The organism is Nocardia shimofusensis NBRC 100134 (genome assembly GCF_001613125.1).
Classification (GTDB): domain Bacteria; phylum Actinomycetota; class Actinomycetes; order Mycobacteriales; family Mycobacteriaceae; genus Nocardia; species Nocardia shimofusensis.
Genome location: NZ_BDBT01000001.1, coordinates 320,824 through 341,272, shown reverse-complemented (window position 1 = coordinate 341,272; position 20,449 = coordinate 320,824). Strand labels below are relative to the sequence as shown.

The window sequence follows — 20,449 nt, the reverse complement described above, 5'->3', positions numbered from 1 at the left end:
CGAGGCCCCGGAGCGTGTGCGCTCCGGGGCCTTTCCTCGTATTCGCGCACAGTACTCGCGCGATTTCGTGACCATTCACCGGTTTGAATGCGGTGCGTGCGGGGAATCCGCCGGACGATGGTCGAGCGTGTCGCGGTATGCGGGCCGGTGAATTTGCGCCGGACGCTTCTTCCGTGTGGCGACCTGTAATTCCGGAATCGGTTGTCTCGTCATGTGATCGAATGTCCCGGAGATATTGCTCCGGGGTTATCGGACCGGTCGGCGACATGTGAATCCATCGCGTTGCGCGCCTTGGAAATTCGTTCTGTGAAAGATGCTTTCTTCACTCTCGTTGCAGTACCCGGACGGCAGGTGACCAGTAGAATCTCCAGGCAATGAGAGGTGGTCCGAGCATGGTCGAACAGGACATCCCCGGAGCCGCGGCGTCACCCGGAACGCCGACCAGTACGCCTGCCCATCGGGCGGCGGGACGATTGCGGCAGGTATTGCCGCCCGGATACGAAGTGCGGGTCGATCATTTGCCCGTCGATCCGGAGGCCGATCCTGATGCCGAACCCGGCCGGATCCGCCGATGTGAACCGGTCATCAGGGTGCTGGCGACCGCGGATCGCGCACGCGACTGATTCACGCGCGGGTCCACGGGCCGCCCCGAGATGTCACACCGCCGCCGCCCCCGGGGGGTGACGGCGGCGGTGTGATCCCCGGCCGGTGACCGGCTAGCCGGTCCAGCCCATGGGCATGAGCAGCGACTTCTGCTCGCAGAACGCGTCGAGCCCCTCGGGGCCGTTCTCCCGGCCCAGCCCGGAGCTCTTGTACCCGCCGAAGGGCGAGGTCGGGTCGAAGGCGTACCAGTTGATCGCGTAGGTGCCGGTGCGCACCCGCGCGGCGATCTCGGCGCCGTGCTCGATATCGGCGGTCCACACCGAGCCTGCCAGGCCGTAGGCCGAATCGTTGGCGATGTCGATCGCCTCGTCTTCGGTGCTGTAGGGGATGACCGAGAGCACCGGTCCGAAGATCTCCTCCTGCGCGATGGTCGACTTGTTGTCCACGTCGGCGAAGATGGTCGGCTCGACGAACCAGCCGCGGTCCACGCCCTCGGGCCTGCCGCCGCCGAGCACCAGGCGCGCGCCCTCGGCCTTGCCCTTGGCGATGTAGCCCTCGACCCGCTCGCGCTGACGCTCGGAGATGAGCGGACCGAAGGTCACGGCGGGATCGGTCGGATCGCCGGTCTTCAGCGTGCGCACATGTTCGACCAGTGCCTCGGTGATCTCGTCGTAGCGACCGCGCGGGACCAGGATCCGGGTCTGGGCGACGCAGCCCTGCCCGCTGTTCATCAGGCCGGAGAAGGCCAGGACCGGTATGTGGGCGAGGTCGAAGTCCTCGAGCAGGATGGCCGCGGACTTGCCGCCGAGCTCGAGGGAGACGCTCTTGAGTTGCTCGCCCGCGATGGCGGCGATCCGCCGGCCCACCGGGGTGCTGCCGGTGAAGGTCACCTTGTCCACACCGGGGTGGCCGATCAGGTATTCGGCGACGTCGGCATCGGCGGGCAGCACCGAGATCACACCCTCGGGCACGCCCGCCTCGGTGAAGATGTCGGCGACGATATTGGCGCTCAACGGTGTCAAGGGGGCGGGCTTGAGCACGATCGTGCAACCGGCCAGCAAGGCGGGCGCCAGTTTGTTCACCGCGAGGAACAGCGGCACGTTCCAGGCGGTGACCGCGGCGACCACGCCGAGCGGCTCGCGGCTGACCCGGGTGGTGCCGAACGAGCCGGTGCGGGTCTCGGCCCACGGGAAGGTCTGCGCCAGTGCGGCATAGGTGTCGAGGGTGGCCGTGGCGGGCAGTTGGTTGAGGGTGATCGCGGCCAGGCCGGTCGCGCCCATCTCCGCGGTCAGGGCCGCTGCCAGCTCACCCGATTTCTGCTCGATGAGGCGGGCGGCCCTGGTCAGGACCTCGGCGCGCTCGGCGGGCGGGGTGGACGGCCACGGTCCGTGGTCGAAGGCGTGGCGGGCGGCGGCGACCGCCGCGTCGACGTCGGCGCGGGTCACGACGGGGACGCTGCCCACCGGTTCGACCGTGGCCGGTGAGATGACCTGGAGGCGTTCGGAGCCGGCCGGTGCGGTCCAGCGGCCACCGATGAACAAGCTGTCGTAGTGCATGAGAACACGTTACAGTTTTGCCCCGGCTATGTCTGTAACCTGTTTCAGTTTTTCGTCGGCCGGACCCCCTGACCTGCGTGAATTCCAACCTGTCGGTTCGGTTTTCGCGAGAACGCACTATTGCGAAGTGTTGCTCGGAGGTGGATGCTGTAGCTACTCATAAGCTGGGGAGGACGGGTTATGGCGGTGCATGTGATCGATCGGTCGCTGATGACAAGCGACCGGACCGACCATCAGGCGAAGAGTGTGGGCACCGGAGGGTGGGTCGTCTCCTTCCTGCCGGGCCGCACCTTGACCCTCGAACAGGCCGCGGCCGCCATGCAGGCGGCCGAAGCGGTGGCGACGGTGGACAGGCTGGCCGGCCAGGTCGGCTTGACGACATTGGAGACGGTGGGACTGGCGATGCGGGAATCGCCCTGGGAGCCGCCGGTTTCCGAGCAGCGCGGGGCGATGCGCAGGCTGGGTTCAGTGCGGCTTCGTCGCCACCACGACGAGGTTGCTCACCAATAACTCCCTGACCAGCGGCACGCGGACCAGCCACCAGGCCCAGCGCGGGTGGTAGCGCGGGAACGTCGCGTGCACCTGCGCGGAGGTCCGCGCGGCCCAGCGGAGCCCGTCGGCGGCGCCCACCGCGAACAGTGATGTCCCGAAGCGGTTCTTGGGCTCGTGACCGTGCTTGCGCCGATAGCGTCTGGCGGCGTACTCACCGCCGAGGTAGTGCCACGGCCCGGTCTCGTGCCCGCCGAAGGGGCCCCACCAGAGGGTGTAGGACAGCACGATCAGTCCGCCGGGGCGAGTCACCCGCACCATTTCCTCGGCCATCACCCATGGTTCGGGTACGTGCTCGGCCACATTGGACGAAAAGCAGATGTCGACGGCATTGTCGCGGAAGGGTAGTGCCATTCCGGAACCGCGTACGGCGGCGGGCACGGCCAGTCCGGCCGCGTGCATTTCCGAAGGGTCGGGTTCCACGGGAATGTATCGCGCTCCCGCGCGGGCGAATTCGTCGGCGAAGTAACCAGGTCCGCCGCCGACATCCAGCACGGTCGCGCCGGTGAGTTCGGCGCCGGCGAGGTCGGCGTAGAAATCGGCGAGCATGGCGGCGCTGTCGGCGGCGATGCCGCCGTAGAAGCGAGCGGGATCGCTCTGTTCGAATCGGAAGCTGGTGAGCAGGCCCACGGCGCGGCGCAGGGTCGCACGCTGTGCGAATCGCGCGCGGAACGGCCGCGGTGTCACCGCGAGAGGTGGCGATTTCTCGGCTCTCAGCACGGCGCCGAGTTTCGCACAACCCGTCACCGGCCTCGCCGCTCGCCCGGTGGCGGGCCCGGCTGCCGCGCGCAACCGGGCCCGCCCGCCTCGATCAGCCGACGCCGCTGTTGGCGCCCGAACCGGTGGAGGCGGAGGTGCCGAGCAGGCCGAGGAGGATTCCCAGCAGGCCGTCGATCTCGATACCTGAACCGGAATCGGCGCCGCCGGTCCTGGTCATCGCTTTCTTCATTGACTTCTCCTCATTCATTGCGGACCGGCCCACTTCTCGACCGGCCGCCCCCAGAAATCGGGGGGTGTCCGGAGGCTATCGAGGCTCGCTGTGAAATGTAAGCGTTTCAAAGAAAATCGACGGACGGATTCGGCTTCGAGCCGGTCAGCGCGCCGCGACATCCTCCGGTGATCCGGGTCTGCACCATTGCCCGCCCGCATCGGGTTAGGGTGTAGCCCGATGTCCGAGTGCCCACTGGGCCCGAATTCTGAGAGAAGCACCACCGTGCGCGAAGTCCTCCTGCTCTGCTGGCGCGACTCCGGGCATCCGCAGGGCGGCGGTAGCGAACGCTATCTGGAACAGGTGGGCGCCCAGCTGGCCGCCCGCGGTGTCAAGGTCACCTTGCGCACCGCCCGATACCCGGGCGCGGCCAAGCGTGAGCGGATGGACGGCATCGACATCAGCCGCGGCGGTGGCCGCTACAGCGTCTACCCGCGCGCGCTGGCCGCCATCCTGCTCGGCCGGATCGGCCTGGGACCGCTGCGCGGCCTGCGTCCCGACGCGGTCGTCGACACCCAGAACGGCATCCCCTTCTTCGCCACTGTCGCGGTGGGCGCGCCCTCGGTCGTGCTTGTGCACCACGGTCATCGCGAACAGTGGCCGGTCGCCGGTGCGCTGGTCGGCCGGATCGGCTGGTGGATCGAATCGCGGCTGTCCCCGCGCGTGCACCGCGACAACCAGTACCTGACCGTCTCCCTGCCGTCGGCCGAGGAGCTGGCGGTTCTCGGCGTCGAGCGCGAACGCATCGCGGTGGTGCGCAACGGCGCCGAGCCGGTGCCCGCGGACGCCCCCACCGGCGCGGCCGACACCCGCTCGCCCGAACCGCGCGCGGTGGTGCTGTCCCGGCTGGTGCCGCACAAGCAGATCGAGGACGCGCTGATCACGGTCGCGCGGTTGCGTGACCGGATCGCCGGTCTGCGCCTGGATGTGGTCGGCGGCGGCTGGTGGGAGGAGAACCTGCGGGCCACCGCGCACGAGCTGGGCATCGACGACATCGTCTCCTTCCACGGTCACGTGGACGAGACCCGCAAGCACGAGCTGCTGGCGAGCGCCTGGGTGCACATGATGCCCTCGCGCAAGGAAGGCTGGGGGCTGGCCGTCATCGAGGCCGCCCAGCACGGCGTGCCGACCGTCGGTTACCGCAGCTCGCGCGGCCTGACCGACTCCATCGTCGACGGCGTGACCGGCATGCTCGTCGATGACGTCGCCCAGCTGACCGAAGCCGTCGGCGAACTGCTCACCGACGCGTCCACCCGCGGCGTCATGGGCGAGAAGGCCCGCGCTCGCGCCCGGGAGTTCTCCTGGGAACAGACCGGCGCCGGGGCCTACGAAGTCCTGGCGGCAGTCGCCAGGGGTGAGCGGATCTCCGGTTTGGTCACCGGCCCCGATCAGCGGGATTGACGGATCGACAGCCGCCGGGTCACCACGGCTGTCAGCGCTCCACCCACCAGCAGGACCGCCCACACGCCGTGCGCCAGCCCGGCCCACGAGCGCTGCGCCGTCGACGCCGAGTATTCGTTCGCGGCCACGAACTCGGCGCTCTGGGTGCTATTCACCGGATCGGGCACTCGGTACAGCGCCAGATCGGCGTCGGCGTAGACCTGTTCGAGCCCGGCCAGCGTGACCGCCGAATTACCGAGCGGACCGGGCGTCGTCCGTTCCACCAGCACCCAGCCGACCCCGCGCGCGGCCAGCTCGCCGGGCGAACCACCGCCGAGCAACAGCCGCTCGACCTCGCTCGCCCGTGTTCCCTCGCCCGCTACCGTCCGTCCGCGGACCGGCAGCTCACCGGTCTGCAGCACATCGGCGGGCAGCATTCGCGGCGCGGGATCGAGGACCGGCGCGGCGCCGCTGGAGGGGAACTTGCGGAACATCCCGCCCGGCAACACCGCGACATCGGCCGCGCCGTGCACCTCGGCGGCCACCCGTTCCCACCCCGGCGGATACCGGACGGGCCGCAGCTGCCCGCCCGCTCCCCAGGCCAGATCCAGCAGCGGAACCACCAGCACGACGATGAACGCGGTGCCCACCACCGCGGGTCCCACCGCCGCCCGCCGCTGCCATGCCGCGGTGAGCGCGAGACAGCCCGCCGCCGCACACAGGGCGTAGCCCGGCACCGCCAGCGCCACGTACTTCTGGGTGTCGCGCAGCAGGCCCGCCCCCGGCACATCGGCGATCAGCCACTCCATCACCGTCAGACCCCACCCGGTCGCCGCCAGCGCGGGCAGCGCTATCGCCGCGATGGCGAGCCACAGCAGGGAGCGTCGTACCGCCAGGGCAGGGTCCGCGCCTGCCGTCGCCGCGCTCTCGCCCGCCCCATCTGTGGCGGCCGCGGGCGAGTCCGTACAGCCGAGGTCGGTGAAGCTGGATTCGGTCATGCCTGGTCCCGCCGAGCTCTTTTCCTCGGTGGCCGACCCGGGTCCTTCCGAGGCGACGGCGCGTACTCCGGTCGCGACGACCGCGAGCAGGACGAGGGTGCCGACGAGGGCGAGCACGGTGGTCCGCGACTCCGGGACGGCATCGGCATTCCAGATTCCGCCCAGGCCCGCGAGGCTGCCGAGGGTGCCGAGGCCGGGTTCGGCGCGCGCGGCGAACGCGCTCGCGCCCGCCGGGTCCGAGGGTTCGGCGCCCGCGCCGGACAACGCCGTGGCCATCAGCCACGGCGTGGAGGCGATCGCCGCGAGGATCACTGCCGCGGGCGCCCGGCGCAGACCGATGGTGACGATCGCGGTCGTTCCCGCCAGCAGCGCGCCCGTGGGAGTCAGCCCCGCCGCGGCGAGGCAGGCCGCGAGGGCTGCCCATCGCCCCAGGCTCGTCGTCCGGCTCGACCGGGCCTGCTTCGAGGTCGTCGGCGTCGGCTGGTCCGGAGGGGGCGATGTGCCGGGGTGGTGTCGTCGGTGGGCTGCTTCGCGGATGCGATAGGCGGCCCAGGCCGTCCAGGGAAGAGCGGCGTAGCCGGTGAGCAGACTCCAATGACCTTGCAGAAGGCGCTCTGCGACATACGGGTTCCACAGAGTGACCGTCACCGCGACCAGTTGCGCGACGAGCGGAACCGCCGCGGCGTTGCCGGTGCGCGTCGTGCGCGCGAGCAGGGTGCGGACCAGGACGGCCGCACCGTAACCGGCCGACCACAAGGCGAGCAGCAGGATCGCTTTCACCACGAGACCGCCGTCGACGATCGTCGAGACGGTCGCGAGAAGTGCGTCCTGCGGGACGGCGCGCGGCGCGGCATCGCCGAGGCCGAGCGCGGAATCGGTGAGGTAGGAGCGCGGCGTGCTCACCGCGTCGCGCAGCAGCAGATATCCGGGGCCGAGCAGCGGCCCGGCGAGCAGCAGGGTCAGCGCCGCGCTGTAGACCGCCACGGCGAACCGCTGCCCGCGTTCGCGCCGCCTCATGCCCTGGTCCACGCGGTCACCCTACGGACCTGCCGCACGAGGCGGGACGGTGCCTCGGCTGATCGCGGCGGAGTGCGTGAGCCAGGCGTTTCGTGAGGGCCGACTGGCGGGCTCCGGGCCCCGAGGTGCGACGATTGGCGCATGTCCGTCACGCGCCGCCCCCTGCTCGTGGCGGACATGACTTTGGTGACCGCGGGCGCCATGACCGCCAATGTGGCCGGGTACCTGCTGCAACTGCTGGCCGGACGCTGGCTCGGCGTCAACGGCTACAGCGAGTTCGCCAGTCTGCTCGCGGTGCAGTTGCTGTGTGCGGTGCCCGCACTGGCCCTGCAGAACGTGGTGGCGCGCGAATTCGTGCGCGGCGCCCCGGTGGCGGCGTTGCGCGCCTTGCAGTGGCGGTGCGCGGCGATCGTCGCGGTGGTCGCGCTGGCGCTGATCCCGGTGGTGACTCTCGCCCTCGATGTCGGCGTCCTGGCCTGCGCGGGCGCGCTGGCCGCCGCCCCGGCCCAGGTGCTGCTCACCGGCGAGCAGGGGATTCTGCAGGGTGAGCGGCGCTTCCGGTTGCTGGCCGTGGTGCTCGGCGCGGCCGGCATCGCGCGAGTCGTCCCCGCCTTGGCACTGCTGGCGCTGGCGGCGGGCGCCGGACCCGCGCTGTGGGGTACGGCGTTCGGCCTGGCCACGGCCGCCGCGCTGGCGCGGGCGCTCGCGGGCACGCCACCGCCGTTGTCTGCTGCGCCGTCGTCTGCTGCGCCCGCATCGGCTGCTGATGCGCTGCCGTTGCCCGCCGATCCGGCGCCGTTGTCTGCCGATCCGGCGTCCCCGGCCGAACCGGGGTGGGCAGCGGATGCCCGGAATGCGGAACCGGGCAGATGGCCCGGCGCGGATCCGCGCGCCGGGCAGCAGCCCGCAAGCGCATCGGGGCGCCCGCCGGTGGTGGGCGTGCTTCCGGTCCTGCGGGCCGCGCAGGTGCAGGCCGCGCTGATGGCGATGTCCTCGGCCGATCTCATCGTCGTGCGGATGGTGCTCGACGAGGCCGAGGCGGGCCGCTACGCGCTCGGCGCGATTGCCGCGAAGATCGCCTTCTGGTTGCCCGCCGCCGTGGGCGTGGTGCTGTATCCGCGGATGGCACAGCCGGCGCATTCGGCGCGCGCGATCCGGGACGCACTCGCGGTGCTGTCGGTCCTCGGCGTCGTCGCGGTCCTCGGCGCCGCGGTGGCCGCACCGCTCGCGCCCTTGTTCGCCGGGCAGGACTACGCGCCTGTGCAAGGTCTGTTGTGGCTGTTCGCCCTGCACGGCGCGATCCTGGCGGTCCTGCAGGGCGCGGTGCTGTCGGCGATCGCCGTCGACCGCACCACCCCGGCCGCGCTGACCTGGCTCGGCCTCGCGGTCGAGGTGACGCTCATGGTCGTGTTCGCCCGCACCGCTCCCGCGCTGATCGGCACCGCCGTCGCGGTCGCCGCGACCACGACGCTGCTGGTCGTCGTGATCGCCCTGCGCACCGATACCGGCAAGCCCGCCGAACGGCGGCTGTCGGCTCGTTGACGGTGGGTCGGTGGTCGCGTCCCCGGTCCGTTCCGGCCGACGCCGAGACCGACACGCCCGCCATGTCCATGACTTTCCCGCAGACGACAGCGGCCCCCCGGTCGTGAGACCGGGGGGCCGCTGTCGCGATCAGCGAGCGATCAGAGGTTCTTCTTGTCGACGTTGATCTGCTCGGTAGGCGCGTCGTCCTCACCGCGGCGCACCGCGCCCTGGGCGGGCGGCGCGGCCGGAGCCGACGGCGCGGTACGGGACGAGTAGCCCGAGCCGCCGCGCGGGCCGAAGCCGCCCGAGGAAGCGGTCGCGGGAGCCGAACCACCGCGAATGCCGAGCAGGATGCCCGCGATCAGTGCGATCACGCCGAGCACACCGAGCACGATCGGCACGATGCGGCCGAAGGTGTTGAGGGTGTCGATGCTGTCCTTGGCGATCGAGAGCTGCGACTCGACGGTTTCGTCGTCGAAGACGAGGTGCGACTTGAGCGCGGTCACGTCTTCCTGTTCGGCGCTACGGCCGTAGAAGATGTGCAGCGACTCGCCACCGCTGATGACGGTGCCGGTCTGCGGCTCGACGTAGAGGTCACGAACGTTCTTGTAGTAGCGGGTCAGCGTGACCGGGGTGTCGCCACCCTCGAGGCCCCACTTGGCGGCGGGCAGGGTCAGCCGGTTGGTCGGCGCCTTCACCACGTCGTACATGCTGGTGGCCGGAACGGAGTTCTGGAAGTGGTAGACCGTGGTGCCGTTGATCTCGGTCTCCTCTTTGAAGACCGCCGGGTAGGTCGCGCGGGCGTTGAGATCGAAGTACGGGTAGTCCTTCTTCTCGGTGCCGATCGGGAAGCGGTACTGCAGACCCACGTGCTGCACCGGCTCGGTGAGGGGCTCGCCCTTTTCGTTGGTCGACACCGAGATCGAGCCGTTGGGCTCGGTGGACACCGGCTCGCCGGTCTTGCGGTCGATGGTGACCCGGTCGACGCTCGCGGTCAGCAGACCGGTGTCGCCCTGACGGTCGGTGCGACGCAGCGTCTGGCCCGCCTGGACGGTCATCTGGTCCGCGTCGGACGGCTCCTCGACGGTGACGAAGCGCTGCGAGAGCAGCGGCACGTTCTCGTCGATCTTCGCCGAGCCCTGCGGAGCGGTCAGCGACTTCGAGTCCAGCACGAGGCTGGGCTCGTCTTCCCGACTGGTCGCGATGGTCGTGATCTCCAGGTCGAGAGGAGTCTTGGCCAGCTTTCCGACGGTATAGGTCGGGATCAGCAGCGCCATGACGATCAGCAGCGCGCCGAGACCTACGAGCAGGCAGGCCACCGTCCTTCTGGTACCGGCACTCAGTGCCATGCAAACACTCCTCGTCATAGAACTCAGGTCATTCCAGCCGGTGCCGCGACCGTAGCGCACGACACTCGTGAGCCCCGACACTAACAGCCCGATCGCGTACCATGCGGTTCCGTGGCCGGAATCCGGCAGGAAATCGCTCGAGTCTAGCGTGCAGACCACAAACCCCCCGGTCTCGAGCTGTTGTCCGAGACGGCCACACTGGAGTCCGATGACCACCACCGCTGCCGCACCCCGCCGCTTCCTTCCCGCGCTGGAAGGTATGCGTGGTCTGGCCGCGCTCGGGGTGGTTCTGACCCACGTCGCCTTCCAGACCGGAGCGGCCACGACGCCGGTACTCGGGCGCATCTGGGGACGGTTCGACATGGCCGTCGCGGTGTTCTTCGTGCTCTCGGGCTTCCTGCTGTGGCGCCCGCACGCCGCGGCCGCGCGCGGCAACGGCGCCGCGCCGTCGGTCGGCTACTACTTACGGCACCGGGCCGCGCGCATCCTGCCCGCCTATTGGGCGGTGGTCTGCGTGGTGCTGATCCTGCTGCCCAATGCCGCCCACACCGCGGGCACTCGGGTGTGGATGTCGAATCTGGCGCTGCTGCAGGTGTATGTCCCCTTGACACTCACCGACGGTCTGACCCAGATGTGGAGCCTGGCGGTCGAGGTCGCCTTCTACCTGGCGCTGCCGCTGCTCGCGTTCGCGGTCGTCCGGCTGCGCGGACCGGCCGCGCGGTGGCGGGCGCCCGTGGTGGTCGGGCTGGCCGTGGTGTGTCTGGGGTGGAACCTGCTGCCGGTGCCGACCCCCGACGCCATCAACGCCGACAACTGGCTGCCCGGCTATATCCCGTGGTTCGCGGGCGGCATGCTGCTGGCCGAACTGGTCGAGGAGCCCGAACCTGCCCGATCGAGCAGCCTGCGGGCGCGCTGGCGGCGGATCAGCGGTAATCGCGCGGTGATGTGGACCGCGGCGCTGATCGCCTTCCTGCTCGCGGCCACCGACCTGGCCGGCCCTGCCGGCCTGACCCGCGCCGAACCATGGCAGTACGTCGTGAAGATGGCCCTCGGCACGATCATCGGCTACGGCCTGATCGCCCCCCTGGTGCTCGGCTCGGCACAGCACCGCTGGCTGGAATCGCCCTTGGCGGCAACGATCGGACGCTGGTCGTACGGCATCTTCCTGTGGCACCTCGCGGTGCTGTCGATCGTGTTCCCCGTCTTCGGCATCCTGCCGTTCTCCGGCGATTTCGTCTGGGTACTGATCCTGACCGTGGCGCTGACCCTGCCGGTCGCGGCCGCCGGCTACGCGCTGATCGAGGACCCGGCGCGTCAGCTCGCCCGGCGTATGGACCGGCGCTCCCGGCCGTCCGAACGTGCCGCCGCGCCTCGGACCTCGGCGTCGCCCGGCATCGACCACGCGGAACAGCGGAGCGACGCCCCCGGGGACCGCGCCGACGCGGGGCGGGGCGACGACTCGACCGGGCAGCGTCCGGCGGAGATCAGCTCACCCGCGCCGCGGCGGTAGTGCCGCGAGACCGACGGCGACGACCGCGATCAGCGCGGGCAGCTGCACCCAGAGCGAACCACCCAGGTAGCCCTCCGGGGAACGCCACGGTCCGGTGGAGAGCGCGGCGGCCGAGACGGCCGTGAACATTCCGGCGACTCCGGCGAGCGTCGCCGGAGTGCGGGCCGGGAGCAGGCGCGTCGCCAGCAGACCGGCGACAGTGAGCGCGGCGCCGGCAGCGCCCGCGATGACGGTGGCCGCGGCGAGGACGCCGATCGCGCCGAGGACGCGGTTCGACCACGGTCGCGGCGCGGCGCCCGCGTGCTCCTCGGCGCGGGCACGACGCGGAATCGCCAACGCCAGCAAAGGAATAAGGAGAAGAAGGCCGCCGAAGATGCCGAGGCGGTACCAGCGGTCGACGGGGAAGGAGACCGTGATCGGACCGGCCGCGTCGGCGGGGAGCAGCCATGCCTGCTGCCAGCCGTCGACGACCACCGGTTCCAGCTCGCGTCCGTCCGCCGTGTGCGCCTGCCAGCCGACATTGGTGCTCAGCGGCAGCACGAGAAGCTTGTCGTCGGACACGGTTTCGGCTCGCGCCAGCTCGACCAGACCCGGGTCGACATCGGTGCGGGTGAGCTGTAGCCGGTCGACGCTGAACATCTCGGTCGGGGAGACGACGACCTCGGGCTGCCCGGGCAACACCGTGAACTCCTGCGCGGCTTCGCCTTCGGACCGGGACGCACCCGACTCCGCCACATCGGAGTCGCCGGAGCCCGGCTCGTTCCCATCGATTTCGCCCACTTCGGGCGTTGCGCCGCCGGACTCGTCCGCATTCGAATCGGTGGTACCCGGATCGGCGCCGTCGGGGCCGCCCACCCCGGATTCGTCGCCGCCGGATTCGTCGGTGCCGGTGCCGTCTGTGTCCGAACCGCCCGTGCCCGGGGCGGTGTCGCCCGCACCGGGACCGGCTGCGTCGCCGCTGTCTCCCGCGCACACGGTCGCGGTAACCGGTGCGCCGGAGAGGAATTCGCCCGCCGTCGCGGTGACGGTGGTCTGTACTGTGCGGCCTGCCAGTGCCACGGTCGGTCCGGCCTCGCACGCGACAGTGAGCAGCCGATCCGGCGCGGCGGGCGGCGGGTACCGCGGGCCGAGCACTTCGATCTCGGCGAGGCCGGGCGGCTGGGTCTGCGCGAAACCGAGTGCGGTCCGGTCCAGCACGGTGTTCCAGCTGTGGATGCTGATCTCGATGCGGTCGGTGACCACGGGGTGCAATTCCACCCGGGCGGGCGTGCCGGGCTCGCGATCGGTGTCCAGGGTGCGCACCTGCGGGCCGCTGCCGAGGTTCACCGTCACCGCGGTCGGCTCGGCGGGCAGGCTGCCGAGCGAGGTGGTGAGGTCCAGGCCGGTGACCAGGGCGGGCTCGGGCAGTTCGACGGTGAGAGTCGGTTTTCCGGCCGCGAAGGTGCGCACGGAGTTCTCGGGGGCGATCCAGGCCGTGCGCGGGTCGCCGTCGGTGGCGGCGAAGGCCGAGCCGCGCAGGTCGCCGACATCGGCGCGGCCGCGGGCGATCGGCCTGTCCGGGTCGGTGAGCAGTGCCTCCAGCGCGGGGCCCTGCCTGGCGCGCACGGTCAGCTCGGGGGCCAGCGTCATCGGTTCGGGCGCGGCCAGGGTGCGGGCGAAGGCGCCGGGTTCCTCGGGAGCCAGGCCCATGCTCTTGCTGCACCGCACCCGGTCGGGGCCGTCGAAACAGGCGCTGCGGCCGGGGAATTCCTGCCCGAGGTCCCAGCCGAGCACCTGTCCGTCGCCGGCGACGGGGGGCAGCACGGTGTGGTGCCGGATGTCAACGACGCGCGGGTTGTCGCGGTCGGTGTAGTCCTCGAGGGCGAGTTCACTGATACCGAATTGACCTCCCGCGGAACCGCGTTCGGTGCGCAGGGCGGTGATGGTCAGCCAGTCGGTGCTGCCGGGCGGCAGCGACAGCGCCACCGGCTCGCCCGGTCCGGGGATCCGGGTGGACACACTGCCGTTCTCGGTGCGCGCCTCCACCCACTTCACCGGGTCGCCGATGGCCGCGCTGCTGGTGGTCAGCCGCAGCAATCCGTTGGCCACCGGTTCGTCGAGGTCCAGTCGCAGCCACTGGCCGACGGCGATCTCGGTGCCGTTGCTGATCCAGGCGGTCGAGGGATCACCGTCCACGGCCGCGGCGGTGGAGCTGCCGGGTGCGGCCCCGCCGAGTTGGGTGGCGTCGGCGGCCGAGCTGGAGGCGGTGAGGGTGGCGCCGGACCAGCCGCCCTGCACCAGGCCCGCGCCGTCCACCGGGTAGTCGGGGACGAGGTTGTGGGTGCGGCGCTCGTCGCCGGGAGCGCGCAGCGCGGAGTTGTGGTTGTCGACCCGGCCGAAATCGGCTTCCCGGTCCATCGGAGTGTCGGTGACGGTGACCGGGCCGACGGGCAGTCCGGCGCGTTCGGCGTCGGCGGCCAGCAGGCTCGGTCCGGTGACGCCCTCGCCGCGATTGCGGCGTTCGAGCGCCTCGGGCCCGCCCTGCACGACGGGCACCGAGGCGAGCGGCACGGTGTAGGCGCCGGGGAAGGATTCGGGCGCGCCGGTGCCCGAGAGCACCGTGGTGTCCTCGATGCCGGGCGCTCGCGGCGCCTCGACGCGGTAGATCTCGATCGCGGGATAGGTGGGCCGCAGATCGCCGTCGGCGACCAGATCCTCGGCGATCACCGAACTCTCGATCGGATCACCGAATTCGGCGACCTTGGTCAATCCGGGTGAACCCTCGATCGCCTGGTGCGCCAATATCGGCCGGGTCGAGCGCGAGGTTTCCGGGTCCAGGTCGTTGCGCAGCACCAGCACACCGATGCCCTGGTCGGCCAGGGTCGCGGCGAGCCCGGCCGAGGGGCGGCCGTCGGCGATCAGGCGCTGCACCGAGTCCATCGCGCGGATGGTGCCCGGCGGGTTGAGCGGCACCGAGTCGCGCACCGCCCACGGCGTGCTCGCCAGCGCCTGCAACGGTTCGTCGCGGGTCAGGCCCCACACCTGACTGCCGAACGGCGCGCCGGGCACGATGAGCGCGCGGGTGTCGGCGGCGTTCTCGGCCAGCCAGTCCGCGGTGTCGTGCCAGTGCCCCGGCACAGCCTCGTAGGCGCCGCGCGGGGCGAGCTTTCCGGTCCAGGCCAGCGAGGTCGACAGCGCCAGCGCGGTCAGGATCAGCGCGGTCACCGCCACCAGACGGTCGCGCTCGGGCCGGGCGAACGCCGCGAGGGACTGCCGCCACGGCACCGAGACCGGCAGCGGCACCCGGGCGATCAGATGCGCCAGCCCGAGCACCAGCGGGATGCGGATCAGCGGCTCGAGCTTGTGCACATTGCGCAGCGGTGCGCCGGTCGAGTCGAGGAACAGCCGCACCGACTCGGCGAACGGCCCGCTCAGCTCGCCGACGAAACCGGCGCAGATGCCGACCAGCCCGACGATCAGGATCAGGCTCAGCCGTCCGCGATGCGGCATCGAACGCATCGCCAGCCCGGCCATGCCCGCCGCCGCGATCAGGCCGGTCGCCAGCACCGCGGCGGGCTGGGTGACCAGCACCGCGCCCGCGATGCGCTCGGGCGAGACGAACGGGGTCCAGCTGTCGGTGCCGCGCAGCACCTCGGCCAGCGAGGCCCACTGCGTGGTGACGCCGGAGGATTCGATGTAGTCCAGGAACGGCGGGCTGACCTTGCCGAGCAGCAGCAGCGGCACCACCCACCACAGGGTGGCCAGCAGCAACAGCGGCACCCAGGCCAGCGTGAACCGCCACCAGCGCCGGTTCGGCTGGTAGGAGGCCCACCACAGCAGGGCGGGCAGGAACGCCGCGACCGTGGCGACCGCGTTCACCGCCCCCATCAGTGCGAGTGCCAGCGCACTGCCCGCGGGCGAATCCGCACCACCTCGGCGGCGCTCGCGATAGGCGTTGCCCAGCGCCGCGGGCGCGATCAGCACCCACGGGGCCAGCATCATCGGCAGCGTCTCCGAGGAGATCGAGCCGAGGGTGGTGAGCACCCGGGGAGAGAGCGTGAACGCGACCGCCGCCACGACCCGCGCCCCGCGGCTGCCGATGCCGAGAGTCTCACAGAGCCGGATGATGCCCCAGAACCCGGCGAGCAGCAGCAGCGCCCACCAGATCCGCTGAGTCACCCACGCGGGCAGACCGAGTAGATCGCCGAGGGAGAAGAATGTCCCGTGCGGGAAGAAATACCCGTACGCCTGGTTCTGGACCTGGCCCATCGGGGCCTGGCTGCTCCACAGATGTGAGGCGCGGTCGAGGAAACCCAGCGGATTCTGCGCCAGGTCGTATTTCGTGTCGGCGACCGTGAGGCCGGGCGCCTGCAGGAAGGACAGCAGGAACGCCGCGACCACGGTCCCGGCGAACCAGCGTCTACCGAGCGGCGCGGACTCGGGGGAGGCAGGTGCCTTGCCCCGGTCCGCGCCTGGGGTGCCGAGCGAGTCGGCGGTTGAAGCGGAGGTCAGCGGCTCAGCGGCTGCCGTACTCAACGCTGTTCAGCAGCGAGGAGTCGGCGTCGCCGCTGCGGTCGATCTCCGGGCGGGTGTTCTGCGAGACCGCCGCGGTGATTCCGAAGACCGCGATAACGCCGATCACGGCGCCGGCGACAGCACTCGCAATCCCGGGAACAGCAAACTTCATCGCGGCACTCCAATACGTCGTGACAGGCACATTTCGGGTCAACCTACCGCATGAACGGCCCGGAACGTGCGGAAGGTGCGTACAGAGATGGTCAATGCGTCGGCGCCGGGCAGTCCAGGCCGCCCAGAAAGGTGCGCAGTTTCGCGGTCGTCTCGTCGAGTTCCTCCTGCGGCTGCGAGGCCGCGACGATGCCGCCGCCCGCGTAGGCCCGCAGCGAACGGCGGTCGGCGGACAACTCGGCGCAGCGGATCGCGACCAGCCACGTGCCGTCGCCGTGGGTGTCGCACCAGCCGACCGCGCCGCCGTAGAACCCGCGATCGCCTTCGTCTCTGGTGATGACCTCCAGCGCGGCCGCGGTCGGCGTCCCGCACACGGCCGGTGTGGGGTGCAGCAGCACCGCCAGGTCGAGCGCGGACGGGGCGGGATCGCGCAGGGTCGCGGTGATCGGCGTGGCGAGGTGCCAGACATCGTGCGTCCCGACCAGCCGCGGCGCTGCGGGGATGTCGAGCTCCGAGCACAGCGGGCTCAGAATGCCGCGGATCCACTCGATGACGTAGGAGTGCTCTTCCCGGTTCTTGGCGCTGGCCAGCAGATTCTCCGCCTGCGCCGCGTCCGCCGCCCGGTCGGCCGAGCGCGGCATACTGCCCGCCAGCGGACGCAGGGTGACGGTCCTGCCCTGTTTGGCCACCAGCAGTTCCGGCGTGGCGCCGATGAGGGCGGCGCCGACGCGCCCCGACGGGCTCAGATCCACCGCGAACACGTTCGCCGCCGGATGCCGGGCCGCCAGTCGCGCGGCCACCGACTCGGGCTCGAGTGCGGCATCGGCTTCGGCCAGGACCGACCGCGCCGCGACCACCTTGCGCAGCTCCGTCGTCGGATCCTCCAGTTGCTCCACCAGTTTCTTCACCCGCGCGAGGTGCTCGTCCGCGCCGGGCAGCTCGCTGACCACCCGCACCGGGGGCAGCTCGACCGCCGGCGGCTGCCAGCGGCCCCGCGTGCGCGTCCACCGTTCGGGCGCCACGAGCGCGGCGGGCTGCCGTGGGTCGAAGGGCAACGCGCCCACCACGATCTGCGTGCCGTCCCCGCGCAGCGCCGTTCGCGCCGCGGTCACCGAGTCGAAAGCCGCGCGCACCCCGTGGGCGCGCAGCACACCCTCGGGCTGGGCGAGCAAGAAGTCGGTCATGATTCCTCGACGATAGCTGCGGTGCGCGCGGGCCGGTGCGGGCCGTGATCGACCCCACCGCGGGTTCGCCACCGTCCACGCAGTGTGTCGGCCTTCCGCCGCCGTCCGGTTCTCGCCGCTCAGTTCGCATCGCCGCCTGCCGACCGGCGCCTTACGAGTGATGTCGAGTCGGGCGATGGGCTGCTCGAGGCCGGCGGCGATGGTGGCGAAGGTGACATGCCCTCGTCGGCGTCCAGCTCGTGGGCGACGACTTCGGTGCGCGACCCTCCTGCGCAGGTCGCGGCCCTCACGCCTGCGCGGTGCGGGGCCCGCGCGCCCAGTTCGGCATCCAGACCCGGCCAGGCACCTCCGCGCGCGTGCGCGCCAGATACCCGCGCAGCGCCGCCAGCGACGGATGCCGATCGTCGGTCCGGAACAGCAGTGAATGGGGGTAGACAGGGGTCGGGTCGACCAGCGGTATCCGGCGCAGGTCGTGTGTGGCGGGCCAGATGTGGTGGTCGCCCGCGCCGACCAAAGTGGCCAGCGACGGGTCGGTCGCCACGGCGTCCATCAGGGCATCGCTGCCGAAATTCGGACCCGCCGCATCGATGCGCAGATCGAAGGCCTCGGTCAGGTCGTCGTAGTATGCCGACCATTCGGTGTCGCGCCGGATGCCGGGAATCCAGATCCGATGTCCACGAAGCTGTTCCGGCCGCAGCGATCGCTCGTTCGCGAGTGGATGCCCTGGTCCGGTGAGCAACTGCACAGGGTCGTCGAGCACCGGAGTGGCGGTGATGCCGTCGAGGAGATCACCGGCCGACACGGCACGGAAGGTCGCGTCGATGTCTCCGGCCGCCAGCGCCTCCACCGCGCGTGCCGCGTTCGCTTCCGGCAGCGACACCACCTCCAGATCCGCGTGCGGGTGCGTGGTGAAGAAATCGCGGAGCGCGAGCGCACAGGCGAAACGGCGGTTGAGCACGTCGACCCGCAGCGGCCGCCCGCCGGGTCGCACCGCGGCCGCCGCCCGCTCCACCGCACGCAGCACGGCGCGGGCATGCGGTAGGAACGCCTGCCCGTCGGCGGTGAGCCCGGCTCCGCGGGCGGTTCGGGCGAACAGGAAAACGCCCAGGGAGCGTTCCAGTTTCGCGATCCGCTTGGACACCGCCTGCTGGGTGACGCGCAGGTCCGCGGCCGCTTCCTGGAACTGCCCGCTCTCGGCGACGGCGACGAAGGTGCGCACGGCTTCGAAGTCCACCGCCGGATCCTACGAACGCACAACGCGCTGTTGTGGCTCGCCGAGGCGGTCGTTGTTGGATCCGGCCTTCCGTCTGATGGTGCACTCCTGGCCGTCGATCGGCGGCGAGGAGGACAGAGATGGCGGGGCAGCGGCTCGGACGGTCGTTCGGATGGTTGTGGTCGGCCTACGCGGCGTCCACGGTGGGCACTGCGCTGGGCTTCGGAGCCTTCCCGCTGATCGCCATCGCGGTGCTGGAGGCGGGGCCGGCCGAGGTCTCGGCGCTGTCGGCTGTCGGCCTCGCGGCGGGTGCGCTGCTGGCATTGCCGGTCGGGCCGTGGGTGGAGACACGACGCAAGAAACCGATCATGATCGGCGCGGACGTCCTGCGCTGCCTGGCACTGCTGACGATCCCGCTCGCCCATATCCTCGACCTGCTGAGCTACGCCCAGCTGCTGCTCGTCGCGGTGCTCTCGGCGGCGGCGAACATCGCGTTCGCCTCGGCGAGCGGCGCCTACCTGAAGCAAATCGTCCGCCCCGCGGACCTGCTGACCGCCAACAGCCGGTTCGAGACCACCACCTGGACCGCCACCGCGGTCGGCCCCACCGTGGGCGGTGCGGTTATCAGCCTGCTCGGACCGGTCGTGACCGTGCTCGCGAATGCCGCGGGCTTCCTGCTCTCGGCCCTGGGCATCGGCGCGATCCGGGAACGCGAGGTCGCACCGGTCACCAGGGGAACGCGATGGCGAGCGGCGGATCTGGTCCAGGGCTGGCGCTTCATCCACGCCGACCCGCACCTGCGTCCGCTGTTGCGGAACACGGTCGTGGTCAACGCGCTCATCATGGCCACCGAGCCGCTGCTGGCCGTCCTGTTGCTCGGCGAACTCGGCTGGGCGGCATGGCAATACGGAATCGCCTTCGGCCTGCCGTGCGTCGGCGGATTCGTCGGCGCTCGGCTCGCGCGCCGTCTGCGGGTTCGCTTCGGCCACCGCAGGGTCCTCCTCGTGGCCGGAGTGCTGCGCGCCGTCCCGCCGATCGCGCTCGTCCTGGTGGTGCCGGGGACAGCGGGCGTGATCATGGTGATCGCCGTGCAACTGGTGTTGATCACCTGCATGGGAGTGTTCGTTCCGCTGTTCGCCACCGAACGCCTCCAGCGGGTTCCCGACGACCGGATCAGCCGGGTACTGGTCTCCTGGAACATCACGAGCAAGGCCGGGATCGCGGCGCTGACCGCGCTGTGGGGTGTGCTCGGCGCGCTCGTCGGCCCCCGCATCGCCATCGGCCTCGCCGGTCTGCTGCTGCTGGCGACACCGCTGCTGCTGATCGAACGGGGTCGGCGTACTCCGGAGGCGATCGAGCCGCGCACGCCGGTCCCGGCGACGGCGTCCTGATCCCGACTACGCGCGGTCAGTGCTCCTTCTTGGCAGGCGGGACCAGCAGGACCGGCCGGTGACAGTGCCGCAGCACCGCGTCGGCGACGCTGCTGTGCAGCAGTGCCCGCAGGCCGGTCACCCCTCGGGTGCCCGCGACGATGATGTCGACGTCGAGCTCGTCAGCGGTTTCCACGATCGCGTGCCACACGCTCGTAGTGCATTCGACGGTGCGCCCCTCGGCTGCGAAGCCCGCCAATTTCGCCAGGCGGACCCCCTCGGTGTTGACGGTGCGGGCATCGACGTAGGCGACGTCCTCGAGTTCCTCGTCGGGCACCCAGTCCGGCGGCACCACCCCCGAGAGCCCGGACAGCCGGGCGGCTTGGAGCACCATCGGCTCCCACGCGGTGAGCACCACGGCGCGTTCGGTGGACAGGAACCGACCCGCGTATTCGATTGCGCGCTTGGCATTCTCGGAACCGTCGTAGGCGATGAGCATCAGATCGCAAGCCACCGGTAGACCTCCTGCCTGGAGTCCTGCTG

15 protein-coding genes are annotated in these 20,449 nt (G+C 71.1%); 5 read left to right on the top strand and 10 right to left on the bottom strand.

Annotated features, from left to right (window positions below):
- Window positions 1-716: 716 nt before the first annotated feature.
- Entirely contained in the window at window positions 717-2,159 is a 1,443-nt protein-coding gene (locus tag NS3_RS01595; RefSeq protein WP_067852512.1) for an aldehyde dehydrogenase, read from the bottom strand.
- A gap of 180 nt (window positions 2,160-2,339) precedes the next feature.
- Between NS3_RS01595 and NS3_RS01590 the strand changes: the two genes are divergently transcribed.
- Window positions 2,340-2,669: a hypothetical protein gene (locus NS3_RS01590; protein WP_245649402.1), complete on the top strand. Its 330-nt coding sequence runs from the start codon at window positions 2,340-2,342 to the stop codon at window positions 2,667-2,669.
- On the opposite strand, the gene NS3_RS01585 is transcribed toward NS3_RS01590, so the two are convergent.
- Window positions 2,625-3,428: a class I SAM-dependent methyltransferase gene (locus tag NS3_RS01585; protein WP_067852510.1), complete on the bottom strand. Its 804-nt coding sequence runs from the start codon at window positions 3,426-3,428 to the stop codon at window positions 2,625-2,627. The two genes, NS3_RS01590 and NS3_RS01585, sit on opposite strands and share 45 nt — an antisense overlap.
- A gap of 91 nt (window positions 3,429-3,519) precedes the next feature.
- Complete coding sequence (locus tag NS3_RS28795; RefSeq protein WP_157101106.1) at window positions 3,520-3,657, bottom strand: hypothetical protein; 138 nt, start codon at window positions 3,655-3,657, stop codon at window positions 3,520-3,522.
- 264 nt (window positions 3,658-3,921) lie between these two features.
- On the opposite strand from NS3_RS28795, the gene NS3_RS01580 reads away from it, so the two are divergent.
- Window positions 3,922-5,097 (top strand): glycosyltransferase family 4 protein, encoded by a 1,176-nt coding sequence (locus NS3_RS01580; protein ID WP_067852508.1) that lies wholly within the window; start codon window positions 3,922-3,924, stop codon window positions 5,095-5,097.
- On the opposite strand, the gene NS3_RS01575 is transcribed toward NS3_RS01580, so the two are convergent.
- Window positions 5,085-7,091 (bottom strand): MmpA family trehalose lipid delivery protein, encoded by a 2,007-nt coding sequence (locus tag NS3_RS01575; protein ID WP_067852777.1) that lies wholly within the window; start codon window positions 7,089-7,091, stop codon window positions 5,085-5,087. The two genes, NS3_RS01580 and NS3_RS01575, sit on opposite strands and share 13 nt — an antisense overlap.
- Before the next feature lie 141 nt (window positions 7,092-7,232).
- Here NS3_RS01575 and NS3_RS01570 point away from each other — a divergent pair, with 141 nt between their 5' ends.
- Entirely contained in the window at window positions 7,233-8,633 is a 1,401-nt protein-coding gene (locus tag NS3_RS01570; protein ID WP_067852506.1) for a polysaccharide biosynthesis protein, read from the top strand.
- 140 nt (window positions 8,634-8,773) lie between these two features.
- On the opposite strand, the gene pgfA is transcribed toward NS3_RS01570, so the two are convergent.
- A complete protein-coding gene (gene pgfA / locus NS3_RS01565; protein WP_067852504.1) occupies window positions 8,774-9,964 on the bottom strand; it encodes a cell envelope lipid trafficking protein PgfA in 1,191 nt (396 codons plus the stop codon).
- 208 nt (window positions 9,965-10,172) lie between these two features.
- On the opposite strand from pgfA, the gene NS3_RS01560 reads away from it, so the two are divergent.
- The gene (locus NS3_RS01560; RefSeq protein ID WP_084494942.1) at window positions 10,173-11,474 is read left to right on the top strand and encodes an acyltransferase family protein; all 1,302 of its coding nucleotides are present in this window, start codon (window positions 10,173-10,175) and stop codon (window positions 11,472-11,474) included.
- Here NS3_RS01560 and NS3_RS01555 read toward each other — a convergent pair.
- The 4 genes from NS3_RS01555 to NS3_RS01545 form a co-directional block, all read right to left on the bottom strand.
- Window positions 11,454-15,965, bottom strand: a complete 4,512-nt coding sequence (locus tag NS3_RS01555) for an alpha-(1->3)-arabinofuranosyltransferase domain-containing protein (protein ID WP_444980672.1) — start codon at window positions 15,963-15,965, stop codon at window positions 11,454-11,456. The genes NS3_RS01560 and NS3_RS01555 overlap by 21 nt on opposite strands.
- Window positions 15,966-15,969: 4 nt before the next feature.
- Window positions 15,970-16,140, bottom strand: a complete 171-nt coding sequence (locus tag NS3_RS28195; protein ID WP_084494941.1) for a DUF2613 domain-containing protein — start codon at window positions 16,138-16,140, stop codon at window positions 15,970-15,972.
- 91 nt (window positions 16,141-16,231) lie between these two features.
- Window positions 16,232-17,323, bottom strand: coding sequence for an isochorismate synthase (locus NS3_RS01550; protein ID WP_067852500.1), 1,092 nt, complete (start codon window positions 17,321-17,323; stop codon window positions 16,232-16,234).
- Between the two features lie 286 nt (window positions 17,324-17,609).
- Complete coding sequence (locus tag NS3_RS01545) at window positions 17,610-18,557, bottom strand: LysR family transcriptional regulator (protein ID WP_067852498.1); 948 nt, start codon at window positions 18,555-18,557, stop codon at window positions 17,610-17,612.
- A gap of 119 nt (window positions 18,558-18,676) precedes the next feature.
- On the opposite strand from NS3_RS01545, the gene NS3_RS01540 reads away from it, so the two are divergent.
- Window positions 18,677-19,927, top strand: a complete 1,251-nt coding sequence (locus tag NS3_RS01540) for an MFS transporter (protein WP_067852496.1) — start codon at window positions 18,677-18,679, stop codon at window positions 19,925-19,927.
- A gap of 16 nt (window positions 19,928-19,943) precedes the next feature.
- Here the strand turns inward: NS3_RS01540 and NS3_RS01535 are convergent, their stop codons facing one another.
- A complete protein-coding gene (locus tag NS3_RS01535) occupies window positions 19,944-20,420 on the bottom strand; it encodes a universal stress protein (RefSeq protein WP_067852494.1) in 477 nt (158 codons plus the stop codon).
- Window positions 20,421-20,449: the final 29 nt, after the last annotated feature.

Bases quoted from the DNA above. Each gene is read 5' to 3' on its own strand.
- NS3_RS01540 (WP_067852496.1), top strand. From the start codon at position 18,677: ATGGCGGGGCAGCGGCTCGGACGGTCGTTCGGATGGTTGTGGTCGGCC.
- NS3_RS01570 (WP_067852506.1), top strand. From the start codon at position 7,233: ATGTCCGTCACGCGCCGCCCCCTGCTCGTGGCGGACATGACTTTGGTG.
- NS3_RS28195 (WP_084494941.1), bottom strand. From the start codon at position 16,140: ATGAAGTTTGCTGTTCCCGGGATTGCGAGTGCTGTCGCCGGCGCCGTG.
- NS3_RS01590 (WP_245649402.1), top strand. From the start codon at position 2,340: ATGGCGGTGCATGTGATCGATCGGTCGCTGATGACAAGCGACCGGACC.
- NS3_RS01575 (WP_067852777.1), bottom strand. From the start codon at position 7,091: ATGAGGCGGCGCGAACGCGGGCAGCGGTTCGCCGTGGCGGTCTACAGC.
- NS3_RS01595 (WP_067852512.1), bottom strand. From the start codon at position 2,159: ATGCACTACGACAGCTTGTTCATCGGTGGCCGCTGGACCGCACCGGCC.
- NS3_RS28795 (WP_157101106.1), bottom strand. From the start codon at position 3,657: ATGAAGAAAGCGATGACCAGGACCGGCGGCGCCGATTCCGGTTCAGGT.
- NS3_RS01550 (WP_067852500.1), bottom strand. From the start codon at position 17,323: ATGACCGACTTCTTGCTCGCCCAGCCCGAGGGTGTGCTGCGCGCCCAC.
- NS3_RS01560 (WP_084494942.1), top strand. From the start codon at position 10,173: ATGACCACCACCGCTGCCGCACCCCGCCGCTTCCTTCCCGCGCTGGAA.
- pgfA (WP_067852504.1), bottom strand. From the start codon at position 9,964: ATGGCACTGAGTGCCGGTACCAGAAGGACGGTGGCCTGCCTGCTCGTA.